At 62.0% G+C, this 24,099-nt stretch carries 23 protein-coding genes and 1 pseudogene; 13 read left to right on the plus strand and 11 right to left on the minus strand.

Features of this window, described 5'->3' with window-relative positions; translation table 11 throughout:
• Positions 1-235 precede the first annotated feature (235 nt).
• Positions 236-391 (minus strand): annotated as a pseudogene (locus tag AC30D9_RS11710) (DUF6124 family protein); the annotation flags it as partial.
• 195 nt (positions 392-586) lie between these two features.
• Positions 587-2,233, minus strand: a complete 1,647-nt coding sequence (locus tag AC30D9_RS11715; protein WP_490144069.1) for a Na+/H+ antiporter — start codon at positions 2,231-2,233, stop codon at positions 587-589.
• 323 nt (positions 2,234-2,556) lie between these two features.
• Between AC30D9_RS11715 and AC30D9_RS11720 the strand changes: the two genes are divergently transcribed.
• The 4 genes from AC30D9_RS11720 (at position 2,557) to AC30D9_RS11735 (ending at position 5,718) form a co-directional block, all read left to right on the plus strand.
• The gene (locus AC30D9_RS11720; protein ID WP_135843912.1) at positions 2,557-2,919 is read left to right on the plus strand and encodes an ArsC family reductase; all 363 of its coding nucleotides are present in this window, start codon (positions 2,557-2,559) and stop codon (positions 2,917-2,919) included.
• Between the two features lie 32 nt (positions 2,920-2,951).
• Positions 2,952-3,986: a 2,3,4,5-tetrahydropyridine-2,6-dicarboxylate N-succinyltransferase gene (dapD, locus tag AC30D9_RS11725; protein ID WP_047702245.1), complete on the plus strand. Its 1,035-nt coding sequence runs from the start codon at positions 2,952-2,954 to the stop codon at positions 3,984-3,986.
• A 125-nt stretch (positions 3,987-4,111) separates the two neighbouring features.
• The gene (locus AC30D9_RS11730; protein WP_490144070.1) at positions 4,112-5,317 is read left to right on the plus strand and encodes an aminotransferase class V-fold PLP-dependent enzyme; all 1,206 of its coding nucleotides are present in this window, start codon (positions 4,112-4,114) and stop codon (positions 5,315-5,317) included.
• Positions 5,314-5,718: a SufE family protein gene (locus AC30D9_RS11735; protein ID WP_134922972.1), complete on the plus strand. Its 405-nt coding sequence runs from the start codon at positions 5,314-5,316 to the stop codon at positions 5,716-5,718. The genes AC30D9_RS11730 and AC30D9_RS11735 overlap by 4 nt, the downstream gene beginning before the upstream one ends.
• Before the next feature lie 142 nt (positions 5,719-5,860).
• On the opposite strand, the gene tcdA is transcribed toward AC30D9_RS11735, so the two are convergent.
• Complete coding sequence (gene tcdA / locus AC30D9_RS11740) at positions 5,861-6,679, minus strand: tRNA cyclic N6-threonylcarbamoyladenosine(37) synthase TcdA (protein WP_116831554.1); 819 nt, start codon at positions 6,677-6,679, stop codon at positions 5,861-5,863.
• Between the two features lie 371 nt (positions 6,680-7,050).
• On the opposite strand from tcdA, the gene dapE reads away from it, so the two are divergent.
• The 3 genes from dapE to AC30D9_RS11755 all read left to right on the plus strand — a co-directional run bounded on the left by dapE (position 7,051) and on the right by AC30D9_RS11755 (position 9,473).
• Positions 7,051-8,202, plus strand: a complete 1,152-nt coding sequence (gene dapE / locus AC30D9_RS11745) for a succinyl-diaminopimelate desuccinylase (RefSeq protein ID WP_490144071.1) — start codon at positions 7,051-7,053, stop codon at positions 8,200-8,202.
• Positions 8,202-9,011: a putative RNA methyltransferase gene (locus AC30D9_RS11750; RefSeq protein WP_490144072.1), complete on the plus strand. Its 810-nt coding sequence runs from the start codon at positions 8,202-8,204 to the stop codon at positions 9,009-9,011. The genes dapE and AC30D9_RS11750 overlap by 1 nt, the downstream gene beginning before the upstream one ends.
• Positions 9,012-9,095: 84 nt before the next feature.
• Entirely contained in the window at positions 9,096-9,473 is a 378-nt protein-coding gene (locus AC30D9_RS11755) for a hypothetical protein (protein ID WP_134922969.1), read from the plus strand.
• A gap of 150 nt (positions 9,474-9,623) precedes the next feature.
• Here AC30D9_RS11755 and AC30D9_RS11760 read toward each other — a convergent pair whose 3' ends face one another.
• Positions 9,624-9,833 carry a cold shock domain-containing protein gene (locus AC30D9_RS11760; protein ID WP_003198198.1) on the minus strand — a complete coding sequence of 70 codons (210 nt, stop codon included), beginning with the start codon at positions 9,831-9,833 and terminating at the stop codon, positions 9,624-9,626.
• Positions 9,834-10,057: 224 nt separating this feature from the next.
• Between AC30D9_RS11760 and plsB the strand changes: the two genes are divergently transcribed.
• The 4 genes from plsB (at position 10,058) to AC30D9_RS11780 (ending at position 14,338) form a co-directional block, all read left to right on the plus strand.
• Positions 10,058-12,556 (plus strand): glycerol-3-phosphate 1-O-acyltransferase PlsB, encoded by a 2,499-nt coding sequence (gene plsB / locus AC30D9_RS11765; protein ID WP_134922968.1) that lies wholly within the window; start codon positions 10,058-10,060, stop codon positions 12,554-12,556.
• Between the two features lie 189 nt (positions 12,557-12,745).
• The gene (locus tag AC30D9_RS11770) at positions 12,746-13,120 is read left to right on the plus strand and encodes a hypothetical protein (RefSeq protein WP_134922967.1); all 375 of its coding nucleotides are present in this window, start codon (positions 12,746-12,748) and stop codon (positions 13,118-13,120) included.
• A 93-nt stretch (positions 13,121-13,213) separates the two neighbouring features.
• On the plus strand, positions 13,214-13,615 hold the full coding sequence (locus AC30D9_RS11775; protein WP_490144073.1) for a YbaY family lipoprotein: 402 nt from the start codon (positions 13,214-13,216) through the stop codon (positions 13,613-13,615).
• Between the two features lie 33 nt (positions 13,616-13,648).
• Positions 13,649-14,338, plus strand: a complete 690-nt coding sequence (locus AC30D9_RS11780) for a DUF4197 domain-containing protein (RefSeq protein ID WP_307575050.1) — start codon at positions 13,649-13,651, stop codon at positions 14,336-14,338.
• 136 nt (positions 14,339-14,474) lie between these two features.
• On the opposite strand, the gene AC30D9_RS11785 is transcribed toward AC30D9_RS11780, so the two are convergent.
• A complete protein-coding gene (locus tag AC30D9_RS11785) occupies positions 14,475-17,540 on the minus strand; it encodes an efflux RND transporter permease subunit (RefSeq protein WP_307575052.1) in 3,066 nt (1,021 codons plus the stop codon).
• Between the two features lie 6 nt (positions 17,541-17,546).
• On the minus strand, positions 17,547-18,647 hold the full coding sequence (locus AC30D9_RS11790; RefSeq protein ID WP_307575054.1) for an efflux RND transporter periplasmic adaptor subunit: 1,101 nt from the start codon (positions 18,645-18,647) through the stop codon (positions 17,547-17,549).
• A 94-nt stretch (positions 18,648-18,741) separates the two neighbouring features.
• Between AC30D9_RS11790 and AC30D9_RS11795 the strand changes: the two genes are divergently transcribed.
• Positions 18,742-19,377 (plus strand): TetR/AcrR family transcriptional regulator, encoded by a 636-nt coding sequence (locus tag AC30D9_RS11795; protein ID WP_116831550.1) that lies wholly within the window; start codon positions 18,742-18,744, stop codon positions 19,375-19,377.
• Between the two features lie 144 nt (positions 19,378-19,521).
• On the opposite strand, the gene AC30D9_RS11800 is transcribed toward AC30D9_RS11795, so the two are convergent.
• Positions 19,522-20,304 carry a class I SAM-dependent methyltransferase gene (locus tag AC30D9_RS11800; protein ID WP_307575059.1) on the minus strand — a complete coding sequence of 261 codons (783 nt, stop codon included), beginning with the start codon at positions 20,302-20,304 and terminating at the stop codon, positions 19,522-19,524.
• Positions 20,305-20,395: 91 nt separating this feature from the next.
• On the opposite strand from AC30D9_RS11800, the gene AC30D9_RS11805 reads away from it, so the two are divergent.
• Positions 20,396-21,016, plus strand: coding sequence for an energy transducer TonB (locus tag AC30D9_RS11805; protein ID WP_490144074.1), 621 nt, complete (start codon positions 20,396-20,398; stop codon positions 21,014-21,016).
• 13 nt (positions 21,017-21,029) lie between these two features.
• On the opposite strand, the gene AC30D9_RS11810 is transcribed toward AC30D9_RS11805, so the two are convergent.
• The 4 genes from AC30D9_RS11810 to AC30D9_RS11825 are packed head-to-tail and all read right to left on the minus strand — an operon-like array spanning position 21,030 to position 23,766.
• Entirely contained in the window at positions 21,030-21,728 is a 699-nt protein-coding gene (locus AC30D9_RS11810; protein WP_490144075.1) for an extensin-like domain-containing protein, read from the minus strand.
• Between the two features lie 16 nt (positions 21,729-21,744).
• The gene (locus tag AC30D9_RS11815) at positions 21,745-22,566 is read right to left on the minus strand and encodes an isocitrate lyase/PEP mutase family protein (RefSeq protein WP_307575061.1); all 822 of its coding nucleotides are present in this window, start codon (positions 22,564-22,566) and stop codon (positions 21,745-21,747) included.
• 31 nt (positions 22,567-22,597) lie between these two features.
• The gene (locus AC30D9_RS11820; protein ID WP_490144076.1) at positions 22,598-23,458 is read right to left on the minus strand and encodes a DUF72 domain-containing protein; all 861 of its coding nucleotides are present in this window, start codon (positions 23,456-23,458) and stop codon (positions 22,598-22,600) included.
• Positions 23,458-23,766, minus strand: coding sequence for a hypothetical protein (locus tag AC30D9_RS11825; RefSeq protein ID WP_490144077.1), 309 nt, complete (start codon positions 23,764-23,766; stop codon positions 23,458-23,460). The genes AC30D9_RS11820 and AC30D9_RS11825 overlap by 1 nt, the downstream gene beginning before the upstream one ends.
• Positions 23,767-24,099: the final 333 nt, after the last annotated feature.

Genomic DNA, 24,099 nt, shown 5'->3' on the forward strand with positions numbered 1-24,099 from the left:
CGACTCAATTGTCCTGACACACCGAGTCGCCGGGTTTTAGGGCTGCTTCGCAGCCCAACGGGGATGAATCCCCTCGCCACAGGTCAGTGCTTCACAGGTATTTTTGAGTTTGTCTTTCGATTTATCGCGAGCAGGCTCGCTCCCACAGTGGTTTGGTGTTGTTCACAGAGCTTGTGATCTACACCGGTCTTCTGTGGGAGCGAGCCTGCTCGCGATGAGGTCGGCACTTATTACATCAAGTTCGAAGCTCTACCCGATCCAGGCACTTGTTCGCCAACAACATCCCCAACTCAATCATCTGGGCCACTCCCAGTGCTACATGTCGTCGCGAGCCATCCTGATCGAAGGCAAAGTCATTGAGCATCGCGTGGAAGCGGCGGAGCGGATCCGCGCGCTCATCCAGCGTCGGGGTTGATGGCTGTATCGGGGCCGTTGTGGCGAGGGGATTTATCCCCGTTGGGCTGCGAAGCGGCCCCCAAACCAGCCAACTCGGTGTGCCAGGAAGATTGAGTTCACTGCTTTAGGGCTGCTGCGCAGCCCAGCAGGGATAAATCCCCTCGCCACAATTGGCTTTTCGCCATGGCTGCTATTTACCCAACCCCAAATTCGCCTCCGCCAGATCCAACTCCCCCAGCACCTCACGCAACACGTCATCCCCAATCTGGTGATGACGGCTGAGGCGATACAACTCCAGCCGCTGAGCCCGATAGGCCTTCAAGCGCAGCCGGCGTTCCAGCAGGTCCATTTCGAGCGCCAGCGCCTGGGCTTCGGCGGAGTCGTTGAACACCTCCAACTGATGGCGATATTCAGACATCAACCGCGCCTTGACCTCGGTCGCCAACGCCGCCTGGGCCGCGTCCGGTGCGCTGGCGGCTTCGCTCGGTTCCTCTACCTCCAGCGCGTGGATCGCCGCTTCAGCGGTTTTGCGCCAGGCATCGCGGACTTCGGCGCGGCGCTGGTCATCGGGGCTTTTCTCGATACCTCGCAGCAGCAATGGCAGGGCGATGCAGGCGGCGATCAATGACAGCAGAATGACCCCGGCGGCAATGAAGATCAGCAAATCCCGCTCGGGAAACGGCTCACCCGCCGCCAACAATATCGGCACCGACAGCACGCCCGCCAGCGTCACCGCACCGCGCACTCCGCCGAAGGTCAGCAACCAGCAGGAGCGCGCGGTCGGCACGAAGGTCAGTTCGCTCTCGCCACGCCAGCGCCGCAACAATCCGGACAGGCGCCAGATGCTCTGCACCCAGACAAACCGCAGCACCAGCAACACCAGGAAAATCGCCAGCACATCCAGGCAGCGGTAGAACAACGTCGGCCACAGGGTGGTTTCAAGGCGAGTCACCGCCTTGATGATGTCCGGCAACTGCAAGCCCAGCAGCAGGAAGATCAAGCCGTTGAAGGCAAATTCCAGCAGCGACCAGACACTGCGATTGAGCAACCGCGTGCCGGTCTGGCGCGGCAGCAGGTCGAGCCAGCTCTGCATCATCCCCGCCGCGACCGCCGAGAGAATCCCCGAGGCGCCCAAGCGTTCAGCCAGCACATAGGCTGCGAACGGCAGCAGCAACATGAACACCACGTGGGTGGCCGGATCGTCCCAACCGCGCGCCACCATCCAGGCCCGCAAGCGACCCACCAGCCAGCTCAGGGCCACGCCCACCAGCAGCCCGCCAACCGCCACCAGGACAAAGGTCAGGCTCGCGTTGGCCAGGGAAAACACGCCGGTGATGGCCGCCGCCAGGGCGAACTTGAAGGTCACCAGGCCCGACGCATCGTTCATCAACGCCTCGCCCTGGAGCATGTGCATCAGCGGCGCGGGCAGACGGTCGCGGGCAATCGCCGACACCGCCACCGCGTCGGTTGGCGACAGCACGGCAGCCAGGGCAAAGGCCACCGGCAGCGGAATGCTTGGCAATAGCCAATGAATGAAATACCCGGCCCCCACCACCGTGAACAACACCAGGCCCACCGCCAGGGTCAGGATCGGCCCGCGCAAGCGCCACAACTCGCGCTTGGGCATGCGCCAGCCGTCGGAGAACAGCAGCGGTGGCAAGAAGAGAAACAGGAACAGTTCGGGATCGAGGGCCACGTGCAGCCCCAGGGACGGCCAGGCCAACACGGCACCAGCGCCGATCTGCACCAGGGGCAACGGCAGCGGGATCAACCGTCCGATCAGGCGCGAAACGCCCACCAGCATCAACAGGATCAGGACGGTATAGGCGCTTTGCATGACGGTTTTCCAATTACAGCGACACACATCCGGCAACAGCTTGCCGTTGAAGTGCCATATTAACCGCTTAGCATGAGCCTGGCCGTTACACCTATGTCGCAGCCCCACTTTTGGAGCGCACCTGTGGGAGCAAAGCTTGCTCGCGATGCAGGCGACACGGTTCAACTGCAAGACTGTGCCATCGTTCATCGCGAGCAAGCTTTGCTCCCACAGGCTCGCTCCCACAGGTTTGGGTGCATGCCAATCTGAGCCGTCGCGAAACCGTCCGGTCATGGCATAATCCTTCACCTTTTACTTTCAGCACCTGCAAAGGGGGCAGTTCCTTGACCGATTCAAGCAAAACGTTGCACCTTTTCGGCATCAAAGCCTGTGACACGATGAAAAAGGCGCGCACCTGGCTCGATGAACACGCTGTACGCTACGACTTTCACGACTACAAGACCGTCGGCATCGACCGTGAGCACCTCACCCAATGGTGCAACGAGCATGGCTGGCAAGTGGTGTTGAACCGGGCCGGTACGACCTTTCGCAAACTCGACGACGAACGCAAAGCCGATCTCGACCAGACGAAAGCCATCGAACTGATGCTCGCCCAACCCTCGATGATCAAGCGCCCGGTGCTCGATCTCGGTGACCGAACCCTGATTGGCTTCAAGCCAGATATTTATGCGGCAGAGATCAAGTAAGCCTGCCCAGTCCATTTTGTAGAGGTAATTTCATGTCCACTACCCTGTTCAGCCTGGCCTTCGGTGTCGGCACTCAAAACCGTCAAGGCGCCTGGCTGGAAGTGTTCTACGCACAGCCGTTGCTCAACCCGTCGGCTGACATCGTCAAAGCTATCGCACCGATCCTCGGCTACAGCGAAGGCAACCAGGCCATCACTTTCACCACCGCCCAGGCCTCGCAACTGGCTGAAGCGCTCAAGGGCGTCGATGCCGCGCAAGCCGCACTGCTGACCCGCCTGGCCGAAAGCCACAAGCCGCTGGTCGCCACCCTGCTGGCCGAAGATGCCCAACTGAGCTCCACGCCTGAGGCTTACCTCAAGCTGCACCTGCTGTCCCATCGCCTGGTCAAGCCCCATGGCCTGAACCTGGCTGGCATCTTCCCGCTGCTGCCGAACGTGGCCTGGACCAGCCAGGGCGCGATCGACCTGAGCGAACTGGCCGAGCACCAGCTCGAAGCCCGCCTGCGTGGCGAGTTGCTGGAAGTGTTCTCGGTGGACAAGTTCCCGAAAATGACTGACTACGTGGTTCCGGCTGGCGTACGGATCGCCGATGCCGCGCGGATCCGCCTGGGCGCCTATGTGGGCGAAGGCACCACCGTGATGCACGAAGGTTTCGTCAACTTCAACGCCGGCACCGAAGGCCCGGGCATGATCGAAGGTCGTGTATCGGCTGGCGTGTTCGTCGGCAAAGGTTCGGACCTGGGCGGCGGTTGCTCGACCATGGGCACCCTGTCGGGCGGCGGCAACATCGTGATCAAGGTTGGCGAAGGCTGCCTGATCGGCGCCAACGCCGGCATCGGTATCCCGCTGGGCGACCGCAACACCGTGGAGTCGGGCCTGTATGTGACCGCCGGCACCAAGGTCGCGCTGCTGGACGAGAACAACCAACTGGTCAAGGTGGTCAAGGCCCGCGACCTGGCCGGCCAACCCGACCTGTTGTTCCGCCGCAACTCCGAGACCGGCGCGGTGGAATGCAAGACCCATAAATCGGCCATCGAGCTGAACGAAGCTCTGCACGCGCACAACTAAGCCGCTTCACACAATCACCTGTGAGAGCGAGCTTGCTCGCGAAGGCGCCCTCAAGGCCGCCGAAAGGCTTCGCGAGCAAGCCCGCTCCCACAGGGTCCGGCGTATATCCTGCAGGACCCGTAAGTATGTTGATTCCATCCCCCTGGCGCGCCGACTTCCCGGCCATCGCCGCCCTGCAACGGCAAGGCCAGACCTATCTGGACAGCGCCGCCACCACGCAAAAACCCCAAGCCCTGCTCGATGCCCTGACGCATTACTACGCCAATGGCGCCGCCAATGTGCACCGTGCGCAACACCTACCGGGCGCCCACGCCACCCAGGCGTTCGAAGACAGCCGCCTCAAGGTCGCGCAATGGCTCAACGCCGGGGATTGCGGGCAGATCGTCTTCACCCATGGCGCCACTTCTGCGTTGAACCTGCTGGCCTACGGGCTGGAACACCTGTTCAACCCGGGCGATGAAATCGTCATCAGCGCCCTGGAACACCACGCCAACCTGTTGCCGTGGCAGCAACTGGCCGAGCGCCGTGCGTTGACCCTGGTGGTGTTGCCCCTGGACGCCAGCGGGGTGATCGATGCTGGCGCCGCTGCCGAACTGATCGGCCCGCGCACCCGCTTGCTGGCGGTGAGCCAGTTGTCCAATGTGCTGGGAGCCTGGCAGCCAGTGCCTACGCTGCTGGCGCTGGCCAAGGCCCAGGGCGCACTGACAGTGATCGACGGCGCCCAAGGCGTGGTCCATGGTCGCCATGACGTACAGGCCCTGGGTTGCGATTTCTACGTATTTTCCAGCCACAAGCTCTACGGCCCCGACGGGCTGGGCGTGCTGTTTGGCCGTACCGAGGCCCTTGGCAACCTGCGCCATTGGCAGTTCGGTGGCGAAATGGTGCAGCAGGCCGATTACCACAACGCCACGTTCCGCCCGGCGCCGCTGGGCTTCGAGGCCGGCACGCCGCCAATTGCCAGCGTGATCGGCTTGGGCGCGACCTTGGACTACCTATCCACGCTTGATTCGCAAGCGGTCATTGACCATGAGGCGGCGCTGCATGACTACCTGCTCCATGGTTTGTTGGCTCGCAACGGCGTGCGCCTGGTAGGCAACCCACGGCTGGCCCTGGCCAGCTTCGTGGTTGAAGGCGTGCACAACGCCGACCTGGCCCATCTGCTGACCGAACAAGGCATCGCCGTGCGCGCCGGGCATCACTGCGCCATGCCGCTGTTCAAGCATCTGAAGCTGTCCGGGGCGATCCGGGTGTCGCTGGCGCTGTACAACGACTCCGCCGATATCGAACGCTTCTTCGAAGCGCTGGATCAGGCCTTGGAGATGCTGCGATGAGCCTGCCGACCGAAGCCACCGAAGCGCTGCAGATTTTCCAGGACGCATCGAGCTGGGAGCAACGCGCCCGGCTGCTGATGCAATGGGGCGAGCGCCTGCCGCCGTTGAGCGATGCGGACAAGTGCGACGCCAACCTGGTCAGCGGCTGTGAAAGTCAGGTGTGGCTGGTGGGGCAGTTGCACGACGGGCATTGGCAGTTTGCCGCCAGCAGCGATGCGCGGTTGATTCGTGGGCTGGTGGCGTTGCTGCTGGCGCGGGTCAATGGATTGTCCGCTGGCGAGTTGCAGCAGGTGGATTTGCCGGATTGGTTCAATCAGCTGGGATTGTCGCGACAGTTGTCGCCGTCGCGTAGCAATGGCTTGAATGCGGTGTTAAAGCGGATGCGCGAATTGACACAATGATTGTGGCGAGGGGATTTATCCCCGTTGGGCTGCGAAGCAGTCCCCTAGAGCTTTGAACCCAATCCTCTTGGCATACCGAGTTGCCCGGTTTGGGGGCCGCTTCGCAGCCCAGCGGGGATAAATCCCCTCGCCACAAGGGCCGTTACTGCCCGCCCTTAAGCCGATCCGCGGGCCGTCGCACACCTGCCACGATCTTATCCACAGCCTTGGTCGCCGCGACCATGCCGAACGTCGCCGTGACCATCATCACCGCGCCAAACCCACCGGCGCAGTCGAGCTTGACGCCATCGCCGACAAAACTCTTCTGCAAGCAAATGCTGCCGTCCGGTTTCGGGTAGCGCAGTTGTTCGGTGGAGAACACGCAGGGCACGCTGTAGTGGCGGGTCACGGTGCGGGAAAAGCCGTAGTCGCGGCGCAGGGTGGAGCGCACTTTCGACGCCAGGGGATCGTTGAACGTACGGTTCAAGTCACAAACCTGGATCAACGTCGGATCGATCTGCCCACCCGCCCCGCCGGTGGTAATGATCTGGATCTTGCGGCGCTTGCACCAGGCGATCAGCGCAGCCTTGGCGTTGACGCTGTCGATGCAATCGATCACGCAATCGATGTTCGGCGTGATGTATTCGGCCATGGTCTCGCGGGTGACGAAATCCGCCACCGCATGCACCGTGCAGTCTGGGTTGATCCCGCGCAGCCGCTCGGCCATCACCTCGACCTTGGGCTTGCCGACGGTACTGTCCAGGGCGTGCAACTGGCGGTTGGCGTTGCTGACACAGACATCATCCAGGTCGAACAGCGAAATCTCGCCCACGCCACAACGGGCAATGGCTTCCGCCGCCCAGGAACCGACCCCGCCCACCCCGACAATCGCCACATGGGCCGCCCGCAGGCGCTCCAGGCCTTCAATGCCATACAAGCGAGCGATGCCGGCAAACCGTGGATCTTCTGTACTCATGACCATTACCCCAAAAACCGGCGCGCATTATAGGGCTTTGTCTCGGCAATTTAAGCAAAACCTCCGTGGGAGCGAGCCTGCTCGCGATAGCGTCAGTTCAGTCAATATAAATGCCGGCTGATCCACCGCTATCGCGAGCAGGCTCGCTCCCACAGGTTTTGTGTTCCAACTGACCAGCGCCAGGGGCCCATGGTGGTCGTTTTGCTATAAGATAACCGCCATTTTGTAAGCCTCGACCGAATACAATCCAACGGTCGAACTCAGGACTTGTGGGAGCGGGCTTGCTCGCGAAGGCGTCATCACTGACGCTAAAAGCTTCGCGAGCAAGCCCGCTCCCACATGGACTGTGATCTCCTTTCCAGCTTTCGGAGTTTTCCATGACGGCCCACGCCGACCTCTCGCCGACCCTGCAACTCGCCTGCGACCTGATCCGCCGTCCGTCCGTGACGCCGGTGGATGCCGATTGCCAGAAACTGATGATGCAGCGCCTGGGTAATGCCGGTTTCAAGCTCGAACCGATGCGCATCGAGGATGTGGATAACTTCTGGGCCAGCCATGGCAAGCAGGACGGTCCGGTGCTGTGTTTCGCCGGGCACACCGACGTGGTGCCGACCGGCCCGGTGCAGGCCTGGCAGCTCGACCCGTTCGACGCGGTCATCGACGAGCACGGCATGCTCTGTGGCCGTGGCGCGGCGGACATGAAAGGCAGCCTGGCGGCGATGGTGGTGGCGGCCGAGCGATTCGTCGCCGATTATCCGGACCACAAGGGCTCGGTGACCTTCCTGATCACCAGCGATGAAGAAGGCCCGGCCCACCACGGCACCAAGGCCGTGGTCGAACGCCTCAAGGCCCGCCGGGAGCGGCTGGACTGGTGCATCGTCGGCGAGCCGTCGAGCACCACTCTGGTGGGCGATGTGGTCAAGAACGGCCGGCGCGGCTCCCTCGGCGCGAAGCTGACCGTGCGCGGCAAGCAAGGCCACGTGGCTTATCCACACCTGGCGAAGAACCCGATTCACCTGGCTGCCCCGGCGCTGGCTGAATTGGCCGCCGAGCATTGGGACCACGGCAACGATTTCTTCCCGCCCACCAGTTTCCAGATATCCAACCTCAACGCTGGCACCGGCGCGACCAACGTGATCCCCGGTGACCTGGTGGCAGTGTTCAACTTCCGCTTCTCCACCGAATCCACCGTCGAAGGCCTGCAACAGCGCGTCGCCGACATTCTCGACAAGCATCAGTTGGACTGGCACATCGATTGGGCGTTGTCGGGCCTGCCGTTCCTCACCGAACCAGGCGCTTTGCTGGATGCCGTGTCTTCGAGCATCAAGGATGTCACCGGTCGCGAGACCAAAGCCTCCACCAGCGGTGGCACCTCCGATGGTCGCTTCATCGCCACCATGGGCACCCAAGTGGTAGAGCTGGGGCCGGTCAACGCGACCATCCACCAGGTCAACGAACGGGTGCTGGCGGCCGATCTCGATGTACTGACCGAGATCTACTACAAGACGCTGATCAAGTTGCTCGCCTGATGCTCGCCTGCCCGATCTGCAGTGAGCCGCTGAACGCGGTGGACAACGGTGTGGTGTGCCCGGCCGGCCATCGGTTCGACCGGGCGCGGCAGGGTTACCTGAACCTGCTGCCGGTGCAGCACAAGAACAGCCGCGACCCTGGCGACAACCAGGCCATGGTCGAAGCCCGGCGCGACTTTCTCAACGCCGGGCATTACGCCCCCGTTGCCCGGCGCCTGGCGGAACTGGCCGCCGAACGCGCGCCCGGACGCTGGCTGGACATCGGCTGTGGCGAGGGCTACTACACCGCGCAAATCGCTGAAGCGTTGCCCAATGCCGATGGCTATGCCCTGGATATCTCCCGCGAGGCGGTCAAGCGTGCCTGCAAACGCAACCCGCAACTGACCTGGTTGATCGCCAGCATGGCTCGGGTACCGCTTGCGGACGGCTGCTGTCAGTTCCTGGCCAGCGTGTTCAGCCCGCTGGACTGGCAGGAAGCAAAGCGCTTGCTCAGCCCGGGCGGCGGCCTGATGAAAGTCGGCCCGACCGCCGGCCATCTGATGCAATTGCGTGAACGGCTGTACGACGAAGTGCGCGAGTACACCGATGACAAGCACCTGGCCCTGGTGCCTTCGGGCATGGTGCTGGACCACAGCGAAACCCTCGAATTCAAGCTGACGCTCGCCAGTGGCCAGGACCGCGCCAACCTGCTGGCCATGACGCCCCATGGCTGGCGCGCCAGTGCCGAACGCCGCGCCAGCGTGATCGAGCAGGCCGAGCCGTTCGAAGTCACGGTGTCGATGCGCTACGATTATTTCGTTCTTCAATAACCCTTTTGTTTCCGGGCCCCGGGCAACCGTCCGGGGCCAGTTAAATCCGCGAATGGATTTTTCAAGACCGCAGTGAGGACATCCATGCGCCAACCCGATATCGAGATTTACCTCAAGGACGCCGACGTCGACCACAAGGCCATCGCCGCCTGGCTCGGCCAGGCCCTGGGCCCGTGCAGCGAATGGGTACAGAAAGGCCAGACCTACAAGTGCAAGGCTGGCAACATCCCGGTGACCTGGCTGCCCAAGGCCGTGGGCAAATGGAACAGCCTGTACCTGGAAAGTGACCAGACCCCGTGGGAAGACGACATCGCCTGCGCCCGCGCCGCCTTCGCCGCGCTGAACGTCGAGGTGCGCTGCGCACCTGGGTCGTGGGTGGAAGAAGAAGGTGAGGAATCGGCGGATCGCTGGATTCGCATCAGCGCCGATGGGGAAGAAGAGATTACCTGGAAGACGGCGTGATGCAGCCAATCCCAATGTGAAACAGATCCCAATGTGGGAGCGGGCTTGCTCGCGAAAGCGGCGTATCAGGCAACATCTGCATTGGCTGGTACACCGCTTTCGCGAGCAAGCCCGCTCCCACAGGGGATTTGTTGCGGTCGCAGGAGGGTTTTACAACCCCACCACATCCTCAGCCTGCAAGCCCTTCTGCCCTTCCACGACCGCGTACTCGACCTGCTGGCCTTCGGTCAGTGAACGGTGGCCTTCACCGCGGATGGCGCGGTAATGCACGAACACATCCGCGCCGCCTTCACGCTGGATGAAGCCGTAGCCCTTGGCGTCGTTGAACCACTTCACACTGCCGGTTTCCCGTGCTGCCATGATGCTCACTCCCATTTTTATTTTTTGAGTCGGCTTTTCGAGGGAAAGCCGTACGAACGTTAGCTGCCGTCCAGCCGTCCAAAGGTGGCCGTGGCAGTCACTGGCCGAGTATATGACACACGTAAAAACTCTCAACTGACTTTACTTCGGTGCTTTTTTGCCGATTTTCGATGAATCCGGCACACTAGCGACCGCTTGATCTTATCCACTCATGCAGAAGCCGTATGACCCGCTCCCCGTTCCGCCGTCTTGTGTTTGGCACCCTGCGCCGACTGTTGTACCTCTGGGTTCGCTCCGAGACCATCAACCAGTCGTCCTTCACCCTCAACCTCGACCGCAGTCGTCCGGTGTTCTACGTCCTGCAAGATCCTTCGCTCACCGACCTGGCGGTGCTCGACACCGAGTGCACCAAGGCCGGTCTGCCCCGTCCGGTGCTGCCAGTTTCGGTGGGTAACCTGCTGGAACCGGCGGCATTTTTCTACCTGACCCCGGCGCCGGACTGGATCGGGCGCCAGGACAAGCGCGGCGCGCCACCGACCCTGACGCGGCTGGTCAACGCCCTGACCCACAACGCCGCCGAAGATGCGCAGATCATCCCGGTCAGCGTGTTCTGGGGACAGTCGCCCGACAGCGAATCCAGCCCCTGGAAGCTGTTGTTCGCCGACAGCTGGGCCGTCACCGGGCGCCTGCGCCGCCTGTTAAGCATCATGATCCTGGGGCGCAAGACCCGCGTGCAGTTCTCCGCGCCGATCCATCTGCGCGAACTGATCGAACACGACAAGGGCCACGAACGCACCGTGCGCATGGCCCAGCGGATCCTGCGGGTGCACTTCCGCAATTTGAAAGCAGCGGTCATCGGCCCGGACATTTCCCACCGCCGCAACCTGGTCAAGGGCCTGCTGAACCAGCCACTGGTCAAGCAGGCGATTGCCGAGGAAGCCGAGCGAGAAAAAATCTCCCCGGAAAAAGCCAAGGCCCAGGCCCTGCGCTACGGTAACGAAATCGCCTCGGACTACACCTACACCGCGATCCGCTTCCTGGAGGTGGTGCTGAGCTGGTTCTGGAACAAGATCTACGACGGCATCAAGGTCAACCACATCGAAGGCGTGCAGAACATCGCCCAGGGCCACGAAGTCATCTACGTGCCGTGCCACCGCAGCCACATCGACTACCTGCTGCTGTCGTACCTGCTGTTTCGCAACGGCCTGACCCCACCGCACATCGCCGCCGGCATCAACCTCAACATGCCGGTGATCGGCGGCCTGCTGCGCCGTGGCGGGGCGTTCTTCATGCGCCGCACCTTCAAGGGCAACCCGCTCTACACCGCCGTGTTCAACGAATACCTGCACACGCTGTTCACCAAAGGCTTCCCGGTGGAGTACTTCGTCGAGGGCGGTCGCTCGCGCACCGGGCGCATGCTGCAACCCAAGACCGGCATGCTCGCCATCACCTTGCGCAGCTTCTTGCGCTCATCGCGCATGCCCATCGTCTTCGTGCCGGTCTACATCGGTTATGAGCGCGTACTCGAAGGCCGTACCTACCTGGGCGAATTGCGCGGAGCGAGCAAGAAAAAGGAATCGATCTTCGACATCTTCAAGGTCATCGGCGCTCTCAAGCAACGCTTCGGCCAGGTGGCGGTGAACTTCGGCGAACCGATCAAACTGGCGGAGTTCCTCGACAGCGAGCAACCCGACTGGCGTCAACAGGAACTGGGCCCGCAGTTCAAACCGGCCTGGCTCAACGCGACCACCAACCGCCTCGGCGAACGGGTGGCCCGGCACCTGAACGAAGCCGCAGCCATCAACCCGGTCAACCTCGTCGCCCTGGCGCTGCTGTCCACCAGCCGCCTGGCCCTGGACGACCGCGCCATGGCCCGGGTGTTGGACCTGTACCTGGCGTTGTTGCGCAAAGTCCCGTACTCGCCCCACACCACCCTGCCCGAAGGCGATGGCCAGGCGCTGATCGAGCACGTGAAGGGCATGGACCTGCTGTCGGAACAGAGCGATGCCCTGGGCAAGATTCTGTACCTGGATGAACAGAACGCGGTGTTGATGACCTACTACCGCAACAACGTGCTGCACATCTTCGCCCTGCCGGCGCTGCTGGCGAGTTTCTTCCAGAGCAGCTCACGCATGAGCCGCGAACAGATCCTGCGCTACACCCATGCGTTGTACCCGTACCTGCAATCGGAGTTGTTCATCCGCTGGTCGCTGGAAGAACTGGATGGCGTGGTCGACCAGTGGCTCGAAGCGTTCGTCGAACAGGGCCTGCTGCGTTTCGAAAACGACCTGTACTTGCGTCCGGCGCCGAGCTCGCGGCACTTCGTGCTGCTGACCCTGCTGTCCAAAAGCATCGCCCAGACCTTGCAACGCTTCTACATGACCGTCTCGCTGCTGCTCAACAGCGGCCAGAACAGCATCAGCGCCGAAGAACTGGAGGACCTCTGCACCGTCATGGCCCAGCGCCTATCGATCCTGCATGGCCTGAATGCGCCGGAGTTCTTCGACAAGAGCCTGTTCCGCCATTTCATCCAGACGATGCTGGACCTCGATGTGCTGCGCCGCGACGAGGCCGGCAAACTCAGCTACCACGAGCTGCTGGGCGAACTGGCCGAAGGCGCGGCCAAGCGGGTGCTGCCGGCGGAAATTCGCCTGTCGATCCGCCAGGTGGCGCTGCATCGCAGTGAAGATGCGGCGGAGGTCGCCGCCAGTCCTGGCGGTTGAAACGTTCCAATCACTCATCCAGAACCATGGAGCGGTTCCGGTGAGCTGATGGGGAAATCCAAGGAACTTACTCCGACGCTGCGCAGCGGCTAAAGCGACGTCAAACGAAGAAAAGACCTACAGAGAACTTTGGAGCAGGCTTCTAGGATGAGGCCACGTCAATGTCGACGTACTGAAAAGGAATTCAGCATGAATATCATCACGTTAACCATGCAACTGCCCGAAGGCCATCAACTTCCCGAAGCCGGCCGCACCGAAGTCAGTGTTCAAAATGCAGCCGGTGCGCAGATCAGCGCCAGCGGCGGCCAGGGCTCCAACGTGGCGCCAAAGGAGCCAGTAGCCCAGCAGCCTTGGCAATATCGCTTTCTTGTCGACCCCAAGACGACGCGCGTAGGGGAAGAGCTCCTGGTAAAGGCACACGTGTACCGAGCCGACACCGCGCTTTTTCTCGAGGCCGAACAGGCATTCACCTGGGATGGCGGCAATCAACACGTTGACATCCCCCTGAGCCTGGCGCCAGCATCGCTGGCTGAAACTGTTCAAGCGCCCGCGTTCGGCTCCTGAGCCGCGACGTCAAGAATGGGTGCTTGGACGCAAACCCGCTAAATGCCCATTGACGCCAGTGTGTTGCTGGCGTCAATGGGCAAGGTGCCTCCAATGAAAAAATCAGCTCTGCTTGCATCCATGGCGTTACTGGCCGCTTGCCAATCGGCAACGCCACCCTCCGCGACAGCATCCCTCGATGGCGAAGTGTTCTACCTGCAACGCATCGCCCTGCCGGCCAACGCTACCTTGAGCGTGAGCCTGCAGGACGTATCCCTGGCCGATGCCCCTGCGGTGGTGCTCGATGAGCAGAGCGGCCCGATCAAAGGCCAGGTCCCGCTGCCGTTCCACCTCAGTTATGATCCTGCCCAGGTCAAGCCCGGCCATCGTTATGCCGTGAGCGCCCGCATCGAAGTGGACGGCCAGTTGATGTTCATCACCACCGAACAGCACGCCGTGCAACTCGATGGCAAGGATCCGCAGCCGTTGAAGATCCGCGTCAACGCCGCCCGCTGATCGCTTTCTCCAAATTTCTTCAAGGACGCCATCATGCTTCGCTCTACCCTCCGTTTCACCGGCCTTTGCGCAGGCCTGTTGATCTGCGCCAATGCCATGGCCCTGTCCCTGGGCGACCTGTCGCAAAAGGACGCCGCGGGCGGCCTCAAGGACGCCTTGACCCAAGGCGCGCAGGTGGCGGTCAAGCAACTGGGCACACCCGGCGGCTTCAGCAACAACCCGGATGTGAAGATCGAACTGCCAGGCAAGCTGGGCAAAGTCGCCAGCAAGATGAAAGCCTTCGGCATGGGCGAGCAGGTCGATCAATTGGAAACCAGCATGAACCAGGCCGCCGAAGCCGCCGTGGTCCAGGCCCAGCCGATCCTGGTCAATGCCGTGAAGAACATGAGCGTGGACGATGCCAAGGGGATCTTGAGCGGCGGTAATGATTCAGCGACGCAATACCTGAACAAGAGCAGTCGCGAACAGATCCGCGCCAAGTTCCTGCCCATCGTCAAGCAAGCCACCGACAAGGTCGGCCTGGCGCAGAAGTACAACGCCTTCGCCGGCCAGGCCGCGACCTTCGGCGTGCTCGACACCAAGAGCGCCAACATCGAAAACTACGTGACCGAGCAGGCGCTGGACGGTTTGTTCGAGATGATCGGCAAGCAGGAAGCCGCTATTCGCCAGAACCCGGCGGCCGCGGCGACCAGTTTGGCGAAGAAGGTTTTCGGTACGCTCTAGAATTGCGCGCAAAACACCTGTGGGAGCGAGCCTGCTCGCGATTGCGGTATCAGCCATAGCATCTCTGTTGGCTGTTACATCGCTATCGCGAGCAGGCTCGCTCCCACATTTGATCTTCAGTGTTATCAGAATCGCGTCAAGTCTTCTTGACCCTGAACCACGCCGCATACAACGCCGGCAGGAACAACAGCGTCAACGCCGTCGCCACGATCAAGCCCCCCATGATTGCCACGGCCATCGGCCCGAAGAACAGGCTGCGCGACAGCGGGATCATGGCCAGCACCGCCGCCAGCGCGGTGAGTACGATCGGGCGGAAGCGGCGTACCGTCGCTTCGATGATCGCCTGCCAGGGCGACAGCCCCGCCTTGATGTCCTGTTCGATCTGGTCCACCAGGATCACCGAGTTGCGCATGATCATCCCCGACAGCGCGATAGTGCCGAGCATGGCCACGAAACCGAACGGCTGGCGGAACACCAGCAGGAACAGAGTGACGCCGATCAGCCCCAAGGGCGCGGTGAGGAACACCATGGCCGTGCGTGAGAAGCTGCGCAGTTGCAGCATCAGCAACGTCAACACCACTACGATGAACAGCGGCACACCGGCATTCACCGATTTCTGGCCGCGAGCCGAATCCTCTACCGTACCGCCCACCTCAAGCAAGTAACCGGACGGCAGTTCGGCACGAATCGGGTCCAGGGTCGGGAAGATCTGCTGCACCAGGGTCGCCGGTTGCTCCTTGCCATAGATATCGGCCCGTACGGTCACGCTCGGCAGGCGGTTGCGGTGCCAGATCACACCCTCTTCGAAACCGTATTCCAGGGTCGCGATCTGCGACAGGGCAACGCTCCTGCCGTTGTCGGTCGGCACCGCCAGGCTCGACAGCAACGACAATTCGGTGCGCTCATGCACCGTGCCGCGCAGCAGGATTTCGATCAGCTCATTGTCTTCGCGATACTGGCTGACGCTGGAGCCCGTGAGGGAGCTGCGCAGGAAACTCGCCAGATTGGCGGTGCTGACACCCAGGGCCCGGGCACGGTCCTGGTCGACGTTCAGGTACACCACCTTGCTCGGCTCTTCCCAGTCCAGATGCACATTGGCCACGTAAGGGTTTTCTCGAACTTTCGTCGCCACTTTGCGCGCCAGGGCCCGGACGACCTCGATGTGTTCACCGGTGACGCGGAACTGCACCGGGTAGCCGACCGGCGGGCCATTTTCCAGGCGCGTGACCCGCGAGCGCAGGGTCGGGAACTGTTCGTTCAGGGTAGTGATCAGCCAACTGCGCAGCGGCTCGCGATCTTCGATGGTCTTGGCCAGCACCACGAACTGGGCGAAGCTGGACGCTGGCAGTTGTTGATCCAGCGGCAGGTAGAAGCGCGGTGAACCGGTGCCGACATAAGCCACGTAATTGTCGATGCCGGCGTGGTCCTTGAGCAGCGCTTCAAGGCGCTTGACCTGCTCGGCGGTGTTGCTCAGGGAGGCACCCTCCTGCAGTTTCAGGTCCACCATCAACTCCAGCCGTCCCGATGCCGGGAAGAACTGCTGCGGCACGAAACGGAACAACACCACCGAGCCCACGAACAACAGCACGGTCAGGGTGAGGACGGTTTTGCGACGACGCACGCACCACTCCACCATCCGCCGGACCCGCTGATAAAACGGCGTGCCATAAGGGTCGGTCTGGCCGTTAGCCGTGCCATGTTTGGCCGCGTGAATTTTCGCCAGGTCCGGCAGGAGCTTTTCCCCCAGATACGGCACAAACACCACGGCAGCCACCCAGGACGCCAGCAATGCCAAGGTCACGACCTGGAAAATCGAACGGGTGTACTCGCCGGTGCCCGATTGCGCGGTGGCGATCGGCAAGAACCCCGCCGCCGTGATCAACGTACCGGTGAGCATCGGGAACGCCGTGCTGGTCCACGCAAAACTGGCGGCCTTGATCCGGTCGAAGCCCTGCTCCATCTTGATCGCCATCATCTCCACCGCGATGATCGCATCGTCCACCAGCAGCCCCAGCGCCAGTACCAGCGCGCCGAGGGAAATCTTGTGCAGGCCGATCCCCAGGTAATACATCGCCGCGAAGGTCATCGCCAGCACCAGCGGAATCGCCAGGGCCACCACCATCCCGGTGCGCAGGCCCAGGGAGAAGAAGCTCACCAGCAATACAATCGTCAACGCTTCCACCAGCACCTGGACGAACTCACCGACCCCGGTCTTCACCGCCGCCGGCTGGTCCGACACCTTGCGCAATTGCATGCCGGCAGGAAGCGTGTCCTGGATACGGGCAAAATCGACCTCAAGGGCCTTGCCCAGGACCAGGATGTCACCACCGTCCTTCATCGCCACGGCCAGGCCGATGGCATCTTCACCCATGAAACGCATGCGTGGCGCCGGTGGGTCGTTGAAACCACGGCGCACATCCGCCACATCACTGATACGAAACGTACGATCGGCGACCCGGATCGGGAAATTGCGGATTTCTTCCACGCTCTGGAAATTCCCCGAAACCCGCAGCTGCAAGCGCTCGCTGTCGGTTTCGAAGAAGCCTGCGGTCGATACCGCATTCTGCTCTTCCAGGGCCTGTTGGACCGCCGCCAAGGGCAGGCCAAGGGTCGCCAGCTTCACGTTCGACAGCTCGATCCAGATCTTCTCGTCCTGCAAACCGATCAGTTCGACCTTGCCCACGTCCTTGACCCGTTGCAGCTGGATCTGGATGCGATCGGCGTAATCCTTGAGCACGGCGTAGTCGAAACCATCGCCGGTCAAGGCGTAGATATTGCCGAAGGTGGTCCCGAACTCATCGTTGAAAAATGGCCCCTGGATACCCGGCGGCAAGGTATGGCGGATGTCACTGATCTTCTTGCGGATCTGATACCACAGCTCCGGGATCTGCGCCGAATGCAGGGAGTCGCGCGCCATGAAAGTCACTTGGGACTCCCCCGGCCGGGAGAACGAAACGATCCTTTCGTAATCGCCGGTTTCCATCAGCTTCTTTTCGATGCGCTCAGTGACCTGGCGCGAGACTTCCTCGGCCGTGGCGCCCGGCCAGTTGGTACGGATCACCATGGCCTTGAAAGTGAATGGCGGATCTTCGCTCTGGCCGAGCTTGGTGTAGGAAAGCGCGCCGACGATGGCCAGCAGCAACATCAGGAACAGTACGATCTGGCGGTTGCGCAGCGCCCATTCGGAAAGATTGAAACCCATCGTGGATTACTCCTTCGCCGTCAGGTTGACCACGCGGTTGGAGCGATCCACCGGCCGCACCTGCTGGCCGTCGAGGAGCACATGCACGCCGGCCGCCACCACCCAGTCGTCGGGGCTGAGGCCTTCAAGCACCGGAACGGTCTTTTCGCCGAAAGCGCCGACTCGGACCGGGACCTTTTTCAGAGTGTTGTCGGCGTTGACGACCCAGACATAGGTCGCGCCATTTTCAGCCGTCAGGGCCGACAACGGCACCGACAGCGGCACCTTGTCGGCGGTCTGGATAAATACCCGGGCACTCTGGCCCAGCTCGGCCGGAACACTGCCGGCAGTGAAGGCCACCCGGGCGGCGAAGGTACGGGACCTGGGGTCGGCGGCCGGCGACAGTTCGCGAATGCGTCCGCTGAAACGCTGGTTGGGCTGGCTCCACAGTTCGACCGAAACCGGCTGGCCGATCTTGAACCGGCCAAAACCCTGTTCCGGGAGGCTGATCAACACTTCACGCTCGCCGTCGGTGGCCAGGGTGAAGACGGTTTGCCCGGCCGACACCACCTGCCCAACCTCCACCGAACGCCGGGCGACTACGCCATCCTGGGGCGCACGCAGCACCGAATAACTGGCCTGGTTGTTGGCGACATCGAACTCGGCCTTGATCTGCTTGAGCCGCGCAGTGCCTGAGCGGTAAAGGTTTTCGGCGTTGTCGTATTGGGAACGGCTGACCATCTGCCGCTCCATCAAGGTCTTGTAGCGATCACGCTCGGCGCGTACCAGGTTCAGGTTGGCCTCGGCGGCAGCGACCTGGGCACGGGTCGCTTCCAGTTGCAGGCGCACATCCTCGGGATCGAGTTCGGCCAGCGGTTGATTGGCCTTGACCCGCTGCCCCTCTTCGACCAGCCGTCGGCTCACCTTGCCGCCAATGCGAAACGCCAGGTCGGGCTCGAATCGGGCCCGCACTTCACCGGGATAACTGTCCATCGCCTGGACCGAAGGCTCTGGCTTGACCACCATGGCGGGGCGCACGGCAACGGGCACCGGCTCGTCATGGCCGCACGCAGACAATAAAAAAACCAGGGTAATTGGCACGGCGAGGGGCAGGGCATAGCGGAGCATGGCGAGTGACCTTTCGCTAATGGTGCTTGGAATAATTATACTGACGAGTATGTTATTAATAGCAAACTCACCAGTCCAGTATTAAAGCGAAGAAATGTCGAACAATCTTTCCCCCCCCAGCGGCCCCGGTCGCCCGAAGGATCTGGCCAAGCGCCAGGCCATCCTCGACGCAGCAAAACGCCTGTTCGTGAGCATGGGTTACGCCAGCACCAGCATGGACGCCGTCGCCACCGAAGCGGGGGTGTCGAAGCTGACCGTCTATAGCCACTTCACCGACAAGGAAACGCTGTTTTCCGCTGCCGTGATCGCCAAGTGCGAAGAACAGGTACCGCCGCTGTTTTTCGAATGGCCGGACGGCGTTCTGATCGAACACGTGTTGCTGAACATTGCCCGTGGTTTTCACCAGCTCGTCAGCAGCGAGGAATCGGTGAACCTGCATCGGGTGATCATGGCCCTGGGTAGCCAGGATCCGAAACTCTCGGCGATTTTCTACGAAGCCGGCCCGCAGCGGATGCTCTCAGGCATGGAACGCCTGTTGACCAAGGTCAACCAGAGCGGCGCCCTGAGCATCGACAAACCGCGCAATGCCGCCGAGCATTTCTTCTGCCTGATCAAGGGCGCGGCGAACTTTCGCCTATTGTATGGCTGCGGCACGCCACTGGAGCCTGAAGCGGCCGAGAGTCATGTGCAGGAAGTGGTGGGGTTGTTTATGCGGGCTTATCGGCCTTAGCTCGACCAATAGCCCTTCGCTAGCTGGAAGGGCCTCATCGCGAGCAGGCTCGCTCCCACAGTTTGATCGAGAAGGCTCACAGAGTCTGTGTTCACCAGCGATTCCTGTGGGAGCGAGCCTGCTCGCGATGCAGGCACCGCGGTCTCAGGCCTTGAGCGCTTTCTTCGGGTAGATGTCGTAGCGACTGGACTTGCCATCGAGCCCATGGCTCGGCTTCGGCCCTTCGATGCACGGGGCCTTGCGCGGGCGCTTGACCACCACCCGGTGAGTCGCCAGGGCCAGGGCCGCGGCGAGCAGCGCCGGGGCGTCCGGGTCATCGCCCACCAGGGGCCGGAACAGGCGCATTTCCTTTTTCACCAGGGCGGTTTTCTCACGATGGGGAAACATCGGGTCCAGGTAGATCACCTGGGGCGGTTCGCCTTCCCAGTTGCGCATCACTTCGATGGAGTTGCCCTGGAGCAAACGCATGCGCGCCACGATCGGCGCCACGTCGAAGTCCTCCGCCCCACGGGCCAGACCATCCTCCAGCAGGGCCCCAATCAGCGGTTGACGCTCGATCAGGCTCATTTCGCAGCCCAGACTGGCCAGCACGAACGCATCCTTGCCCAGCCCGGCCGTGGCATCCAGTACCCGCGGACGCACACCCTGGGCAATGCCGACCGCCTTGGCGATCATCTGGCCGCTGCCGCCGCCGTACAACCGCCGGTGGGCCGCGCCACCCTCGACGAAGTCCACCCGCACCGGCCCTGGCGCATCCGGGCCCAGTTGCTGCAATTGCAGCCCCTGTTCGCCGACCTGCAAGGCAAACTCGTCATCGCCGCCCTGCAAAGGCAGGCCAAGCCGCTCGGCCCACTGCTCGGCCTGCGACTGGAAGGCCGAGGCCAGGGCCTCGACGTGGATGCGGCAGGCTGCGGGTTGCTCACTCATGGAAACATGCTCAAAAAATTAAGGATCGGCAAAAACGGCCGATAACAACGGTGAACGGCATTTTGCCAGAGCTGAGCGTCGACCGAGAAAAATGTCAGACATTCAATCCACATCGATAGGCGTTATCTCCCCTTACGGCGATTACAGCCTGCGTAACACCCAAGCGCTGAGCGGTGTCAGTCACCTGTGGCAGGATTTTTTTGCCCGGGCCCTGGCCGATCAACTGGGTGATAACGCACCGGCACCTGGCAGCTACCAGCCAGTGGCCCTCGATGAAGCCGTTGAACCGACCCTCGGTGCCGAACTGCTGGAGCACATCGTCAGCCAGCGCACCTGCGAAGTGACCGAAACCCCGGTCAAGCCGCCTGAGCCGTTGTTCCTGCCCATCGCCGAATTCGAACTCGACCTGCTGGACAAGCCTTTCCCACCCTTCCCTCCGGAAGAAATCGCTGCCCAGCAAAAACAGCAGACCTTCGAGAGCAACTGGGTTCGCCCACTCGTCCTCGCCGCTGGCCAACCGCTGCCGGAACCCGGCCCGGCACCGCAACCACGCCCATTGCACCTGCCGATTGCCGAGTTCGAACTCGACCTGCTGGACAAGCCGTTCCCGCCCTTCCCGGAAGAGGAATTGGTGGCGCAACAGAAACAACTGGACTTCGACATCCGCTGGGCACGCCCGATCGTGCTGCAGAACCTGCGTATCGCCGCCTGACCCGCTCAGGACACTAGCGACAGATCCACCATGGACCCACATCCAGATGAAAATGGTTGCGGTGCGCCGCGTTGTAATCCGGACTCAACACCACACTGAACATATCGCAGGCGCCATCGCGGGCCTGGCGTAGAAACCGTGCATCGGCATTGTCCTTGGGCCAGTCCCTGAGCACGCTGACCGTGCGGCCATCGGCCAGGCGAAACCCGGCGATGTCCAGCGCACTGGCGGTGGCGTGCTGGCTGCGCGCCCCGCTCTCGCGACCGTACATGTTGCGACAGGCAAAGCTGCCGAGGTGATCGACCCGCGTCACTTTCTGCCCATAGACGGCCGTTGCCGCCGGCTGCAACGCATGGCGCTCGAACAGCGCAAATGCCACCGCCAATGGGCAACTGGCGAGGAAACTGCTGCTCAGCGCCACCTCACCGCCCTGCACTCGCAGCACATTGGTCAGCGGGCACGTCGAGTTGGCGCCGCTGTCGGCCTGGCGGGAGGTGCGCAGTCCCGAGGTGGCGAGGGCCTGATCGCACAGCTGCGGGTCGTTGCGCAGGGCCATGAGCTTGAAGCGGGTCAGCAGGTTGGGCGCGAGATTGACGTCCAGGGGCGCCCAGGGATTCCATTGCGGCGGCAGCGCCACCCAACCACGCCATACCCCCAGCCCTGCGAAACCAACAATCAGTGCCACTACCGCAAGAGCTTTCCAGAACCGCACGACAATGCCTCGGGCATCAACCCTTGAATAATTGATTGGCCTGCTTGAACGGCATCGAGCGGCGGGTAAAGGTGAACGTGCCCTGTTGCTGGATTTCCTCGGCGGCGCGGAAGAATTCACCATACGCGGCCAGGGCCAACGCCGATCCAACGCTGATGCGCTTGACGCCCAATTCGCTCAACTGCGCGACGGTCAGGTCCAGCGCCCCGGACATCAGCACGTTCACCGGTTTCGGCGCCACGGCCCGCACCACCGCAAGTACTTGTTCGGCACTGCTCAGCCCCGGGGCGTACAACACGTCGGCCCCTGCATCCGCGAAGGCCTTCAGGCGGCCAATGGTGTCGTCCAGGTCCGGATTGCCGTGCAGGAAGTTTTCCGCCCGGGCCGTCAGCAGGAAGGGATACGGCAAACCGCGCACGGCGTCGGCAGCGGCCTTGACCCGCGCCACGGCATGTTCGAAGCAATAGATCGGGCTGTCTTCGCGCCCCGTGGCATCCTCGATCGAACCACCCACCGCACCGGCCTTCGCCGCACGGAGCAAGTTACGCGCACACTCCTCGGGCGCATCGGCAAAACCGTTCTCCAGGTCGACGGCCACCGGCAGATCAGTGGCGGCCACAATCGCTCGCACGTTAGCCAATGTGTCATCCAGGCCCAGCGCACCATCGGGCCGACCTAAGGAAAAGGCATGGCCGGCACTGGTGGTCGCCAGGGCTGCAAAGCCGAGGCTGGCCAGCATCTTGGCCGAACCGGCATCCCACGGGTTGGGAATGACAAAAGCCTCTTCGCGTTCGTGCAAGGCTTTGAACGCCTGGGCTCGACGGGTTTGCGCATCCATGAGTTCGCTCCTGAGCAGAGAGGAAGTAGCCTCAGAGCAAACCCAGTTGCTCGGCGGCGGGCTCTCTATATAGCTCAGGCAAGGCTGGCAAGCCAGGCAAACGACTCATCAGGCGAGTGTGGAAGCGTTGCGCGAGTTTCGCCGCCAGCAGGTTGTCGGCGGTGTGCAGGAAGATATAAGGCGTACGCCCTTCTTCGATCCACCCGGCGATTTTCTCCACCCAGGGTGTCAGGAACGGCTCGTTGGCCTCCAGCACCGGATGACCGATGAAGCGCACTTGCGGACATTGGGTGAACGCCGCAGGCCGTGGCGGTACACGGGGCTTTTTCGATTGCGCGTGGAGTACGGCGGGATCGGACGAGGTGCAACTGAACAAGGCCCGAGGATCGAGGCAGATGCGTTCGACACCACGATCGAGCAACAGGCGATTGAGGCGTCGTTCGGCATCGCCCTTGGCGAAGAACTCATCATGACGAACTTCCACGGCCAAGGGCCGCTGCAAGGCGTCGATGAACCCCGCCAGCTCCGGCAACCGATTCGGGGTGAAGGCCTTGGACAGCTGCAGCCAGTACGGCGAGACACGTTCGCCCAAAGGGCTGAGCAGGTGCAGGAAAGTTTCGGTGGCGGTCAGGCGCTCGCGCAAATCACCATTGTGGCTGATGTCACCGGGAAACTTGGCGGTGAAGCGAAAGTGCTCGGGCATGGTCTCGGCCCAACGCTGCACGACGGCCGCAGACGGGCTGGCGTAAAAGGTCGTATTGCCTTCCACGGCATTGAACACTTGGCAATAGAGATTCAGGAACTCGGTGCTTTTGGCGTCCTGGGGATAAAGATAATCGCGCCAGGCGTTTTCGCTCCAGGACGGGCAGCCCAGGTAGTAAGGCAATACCATCAGATGTAGAGATCGAGTCCCAGCACTTCCATATCCCAATCGACGAACCCGGCGGTGCTCAGGTAGCTCGCCAGGGCCGTGGCGACACTGCGGCTCATCGCACGGTGATAAAGCATGTCTTGCTGACGGGCGGGAAGATTGCTAAGGCGTTGCGCGGAGGCTTTGGCGGCACGGGCGGCCAGTTGCTCTTCAGACGGAAACTCCTGATCGCCATCGATATCATCGAAGGATTCTTGCTCAGCGATTTTGCCTGCACGAGGCTTGCGCTTGATGGGATAGGACTGGGATGAAACGCCGTCTATACGCATAACAGAATGCTCGGTATCAATGATGGCAATTTAGCGGCACTTTCACAGCCGCGCAAATGCGCAAGTGATAACTAGAACACATAAAGCCTAAAAGGTTTAAAAACAGGGCGAAAAAGTGACGACTGGCGATATCGGGTGTGACTTTTGGATGAGGAAATGACTTTTTAAGCGGAATGATTTTGTGCAGGGCGGCTGACTTGAGGGTTGTAGGTGGGGAATGCCTTTGTGGCGAGGGGATTTATCCCCGCTGGGGTGCGAGGCGCCCCCCGACATTTATGTGCCATGCACACATGGCGAGTGCTACGTACTCGAGCGGGGATAAATCCCCTCGCC

The sequence above is a fragment of the Pseudomonas sp. DF11 genome (assembly GCF_058148565.1).

What these genes read in the sequence shown, in the direction of transcription:
- AC30D9_RS11715 (WP_490144069.1), bottom strand. Translation starts at nt 2,233, where the DNA reads ATGCAAAGCGCCTATACCGTCCTGATCCTGTTGATGCTGGTGGGCGTT.
- dapD (WP_047702245.1), top strand. Translation starts at nt 2,952, where the DNA reads ATGTCCACTACCCTGTTCAGCCTGGCCTTCGGTGTCGGCACTCAAAAC.
- AC30D9_RS11730 (WP_490144070.1), top strand. Translation starts at nt 4,112, where the DNA reads ATGTTGATTCCATCCCCCTGGCGCGCCGACTTCCCGGCCATCGCCGCC.
- AC30D9_RS11735 (WP_134922972.1), top strand. Translation starts at nt 5,314, where the DNA reads ATGAGCCTGCCGACCGAAGCCACCGAAGCGCTGCAGATTTTCCAGGAC.
- tcdA (WP_116831554.1), bottom strand. Translation starts at nt 6,679, where the DNA reads ATGGTCATGAGTACAGAAGATCCACGGTTTGCCGGCATCGCTCGCTTG.
- dapE (WP_490144071.1), top strand. Translation starts at nt 7,051, where the DNA reads ATGACGGCCCACGCCGACCTCTCGCCGACCCTGCAACTCGCCTGCGAC.
- AC30D9_RS11750 (WP_490144072.1), top strand. Translation starts at nt 8,202, where the DNA reads ATGCTCGCCTGCCCGATCTGCAGTGAGCCGCTGAACGCGGTGGACAAC.
- AC30D9_RS11755 (WP_134922969.1), top strand. Translation starts at nt 9,096, where the DNA reads ATGCGCCAACCCGATATCGAGATTTACCTCAAGGACGCCGACGTCGAC.
- AC30D9_RS11760 (WP_003198198.1), bottom strand. Translation starts at nt 9,833, where the DNA reads ATGGCAGCACGGGAAACCGGCAGTGTGAAGTGGTTCAACGACGCCAAG.
- plsB (WP_134922968.1), top strand. Translation starts at nt 10,058, where the DNA reads ATGACCCGCTCCCCGTTCCGCCGTCTTGTGTTTGGCACCCTGCGCCGA.
- AC30D9_RS11770 (WP_134922967.1), top strand. Translation starts at nt 12,746, where the DNA reads ATGAATATCATCACGTTAACCATGCAACTGCCCGAAGGCCATCAACTT.
- AC30D9_RS11775 (WP_490144073.1), top strand. Translation starts at nt 13,214, where the DNA reads ATGAAAAAATCAGCTCTGCTTGCATCCATGGCGTTACTGGCCGCTTGC.
- AC30D9_RS11780 (WP_307575050.1), top strand. Translation starts at nt 13,649, where the DNA reads ATGCTTCGCTCTACCCTCCGTTTCACCGGCCTTTGCGCAGGCCTGTTG.
- AC30D9_RS11785 (WP_307575052.1), bottom strand. Translation starts at nt 17,540, where the DNA reads ATGGGTTTCAATCTTTCCGAATGGGCGCTGCGCAACCGCCAGATCGTA.
- AC30D9_RS11790 (WP_307575054.1), bottom strand. Translation starts at nt 18,647, where the DNA reads ATGCTCCGCTATGCCCTGCCCCTCGCCGTGCCAATTACCCTGGTTTTT.
- AC30D9_RS11795 (WP_116831550.1), top strand. Translation starts at nt 18,742, where the DNA reads ATGTCGAACAATCTTTCCCCCCCCAGCGGCCCCGGTCGCCCGAAGGAT.
- AC30D9_RS11800 (WP_307575059.1), bottom strand. Translation starts at nt 20,304, where the DNA reads ATGAGTGAGCAACCCGCAGCCTGCCGCATCCACGTCGAGGCCCTGGCC.
- AC30D9_RS11805 (WP_490144074.1), top strand. Translation starts at nt 20,396, where the DNA reads ATGTCAGACATTCAATCCACATCGATAGGCGTTATCTCCCCTTACGGC.
- AC30D9_RS11815 (WP_307575061.1), bottom strand. Translation starts at nt 22,566, where the DNA reads ATGGATGCGCAAACCCGTCGAGCCCAGGCGTTCAAAGCCTTGCACGAA.
- AC30D9_RS11820 (WP_490144076.1), bottom strand. Translation starts at nt 23,458, where the DNA reads ATGGTATTGCCTTACTACCTGGGCTGCCCGTCCTGGAGCGAAAACGCC.
- AC30D9_RS11825 (WP_490144077.1), bottom strand. Translation starts at nt 23,766, where the DNA reads ATGCGTATAGACGGCGTTTCATCCCAGTCCTATCCCATCAAGCGCAAG.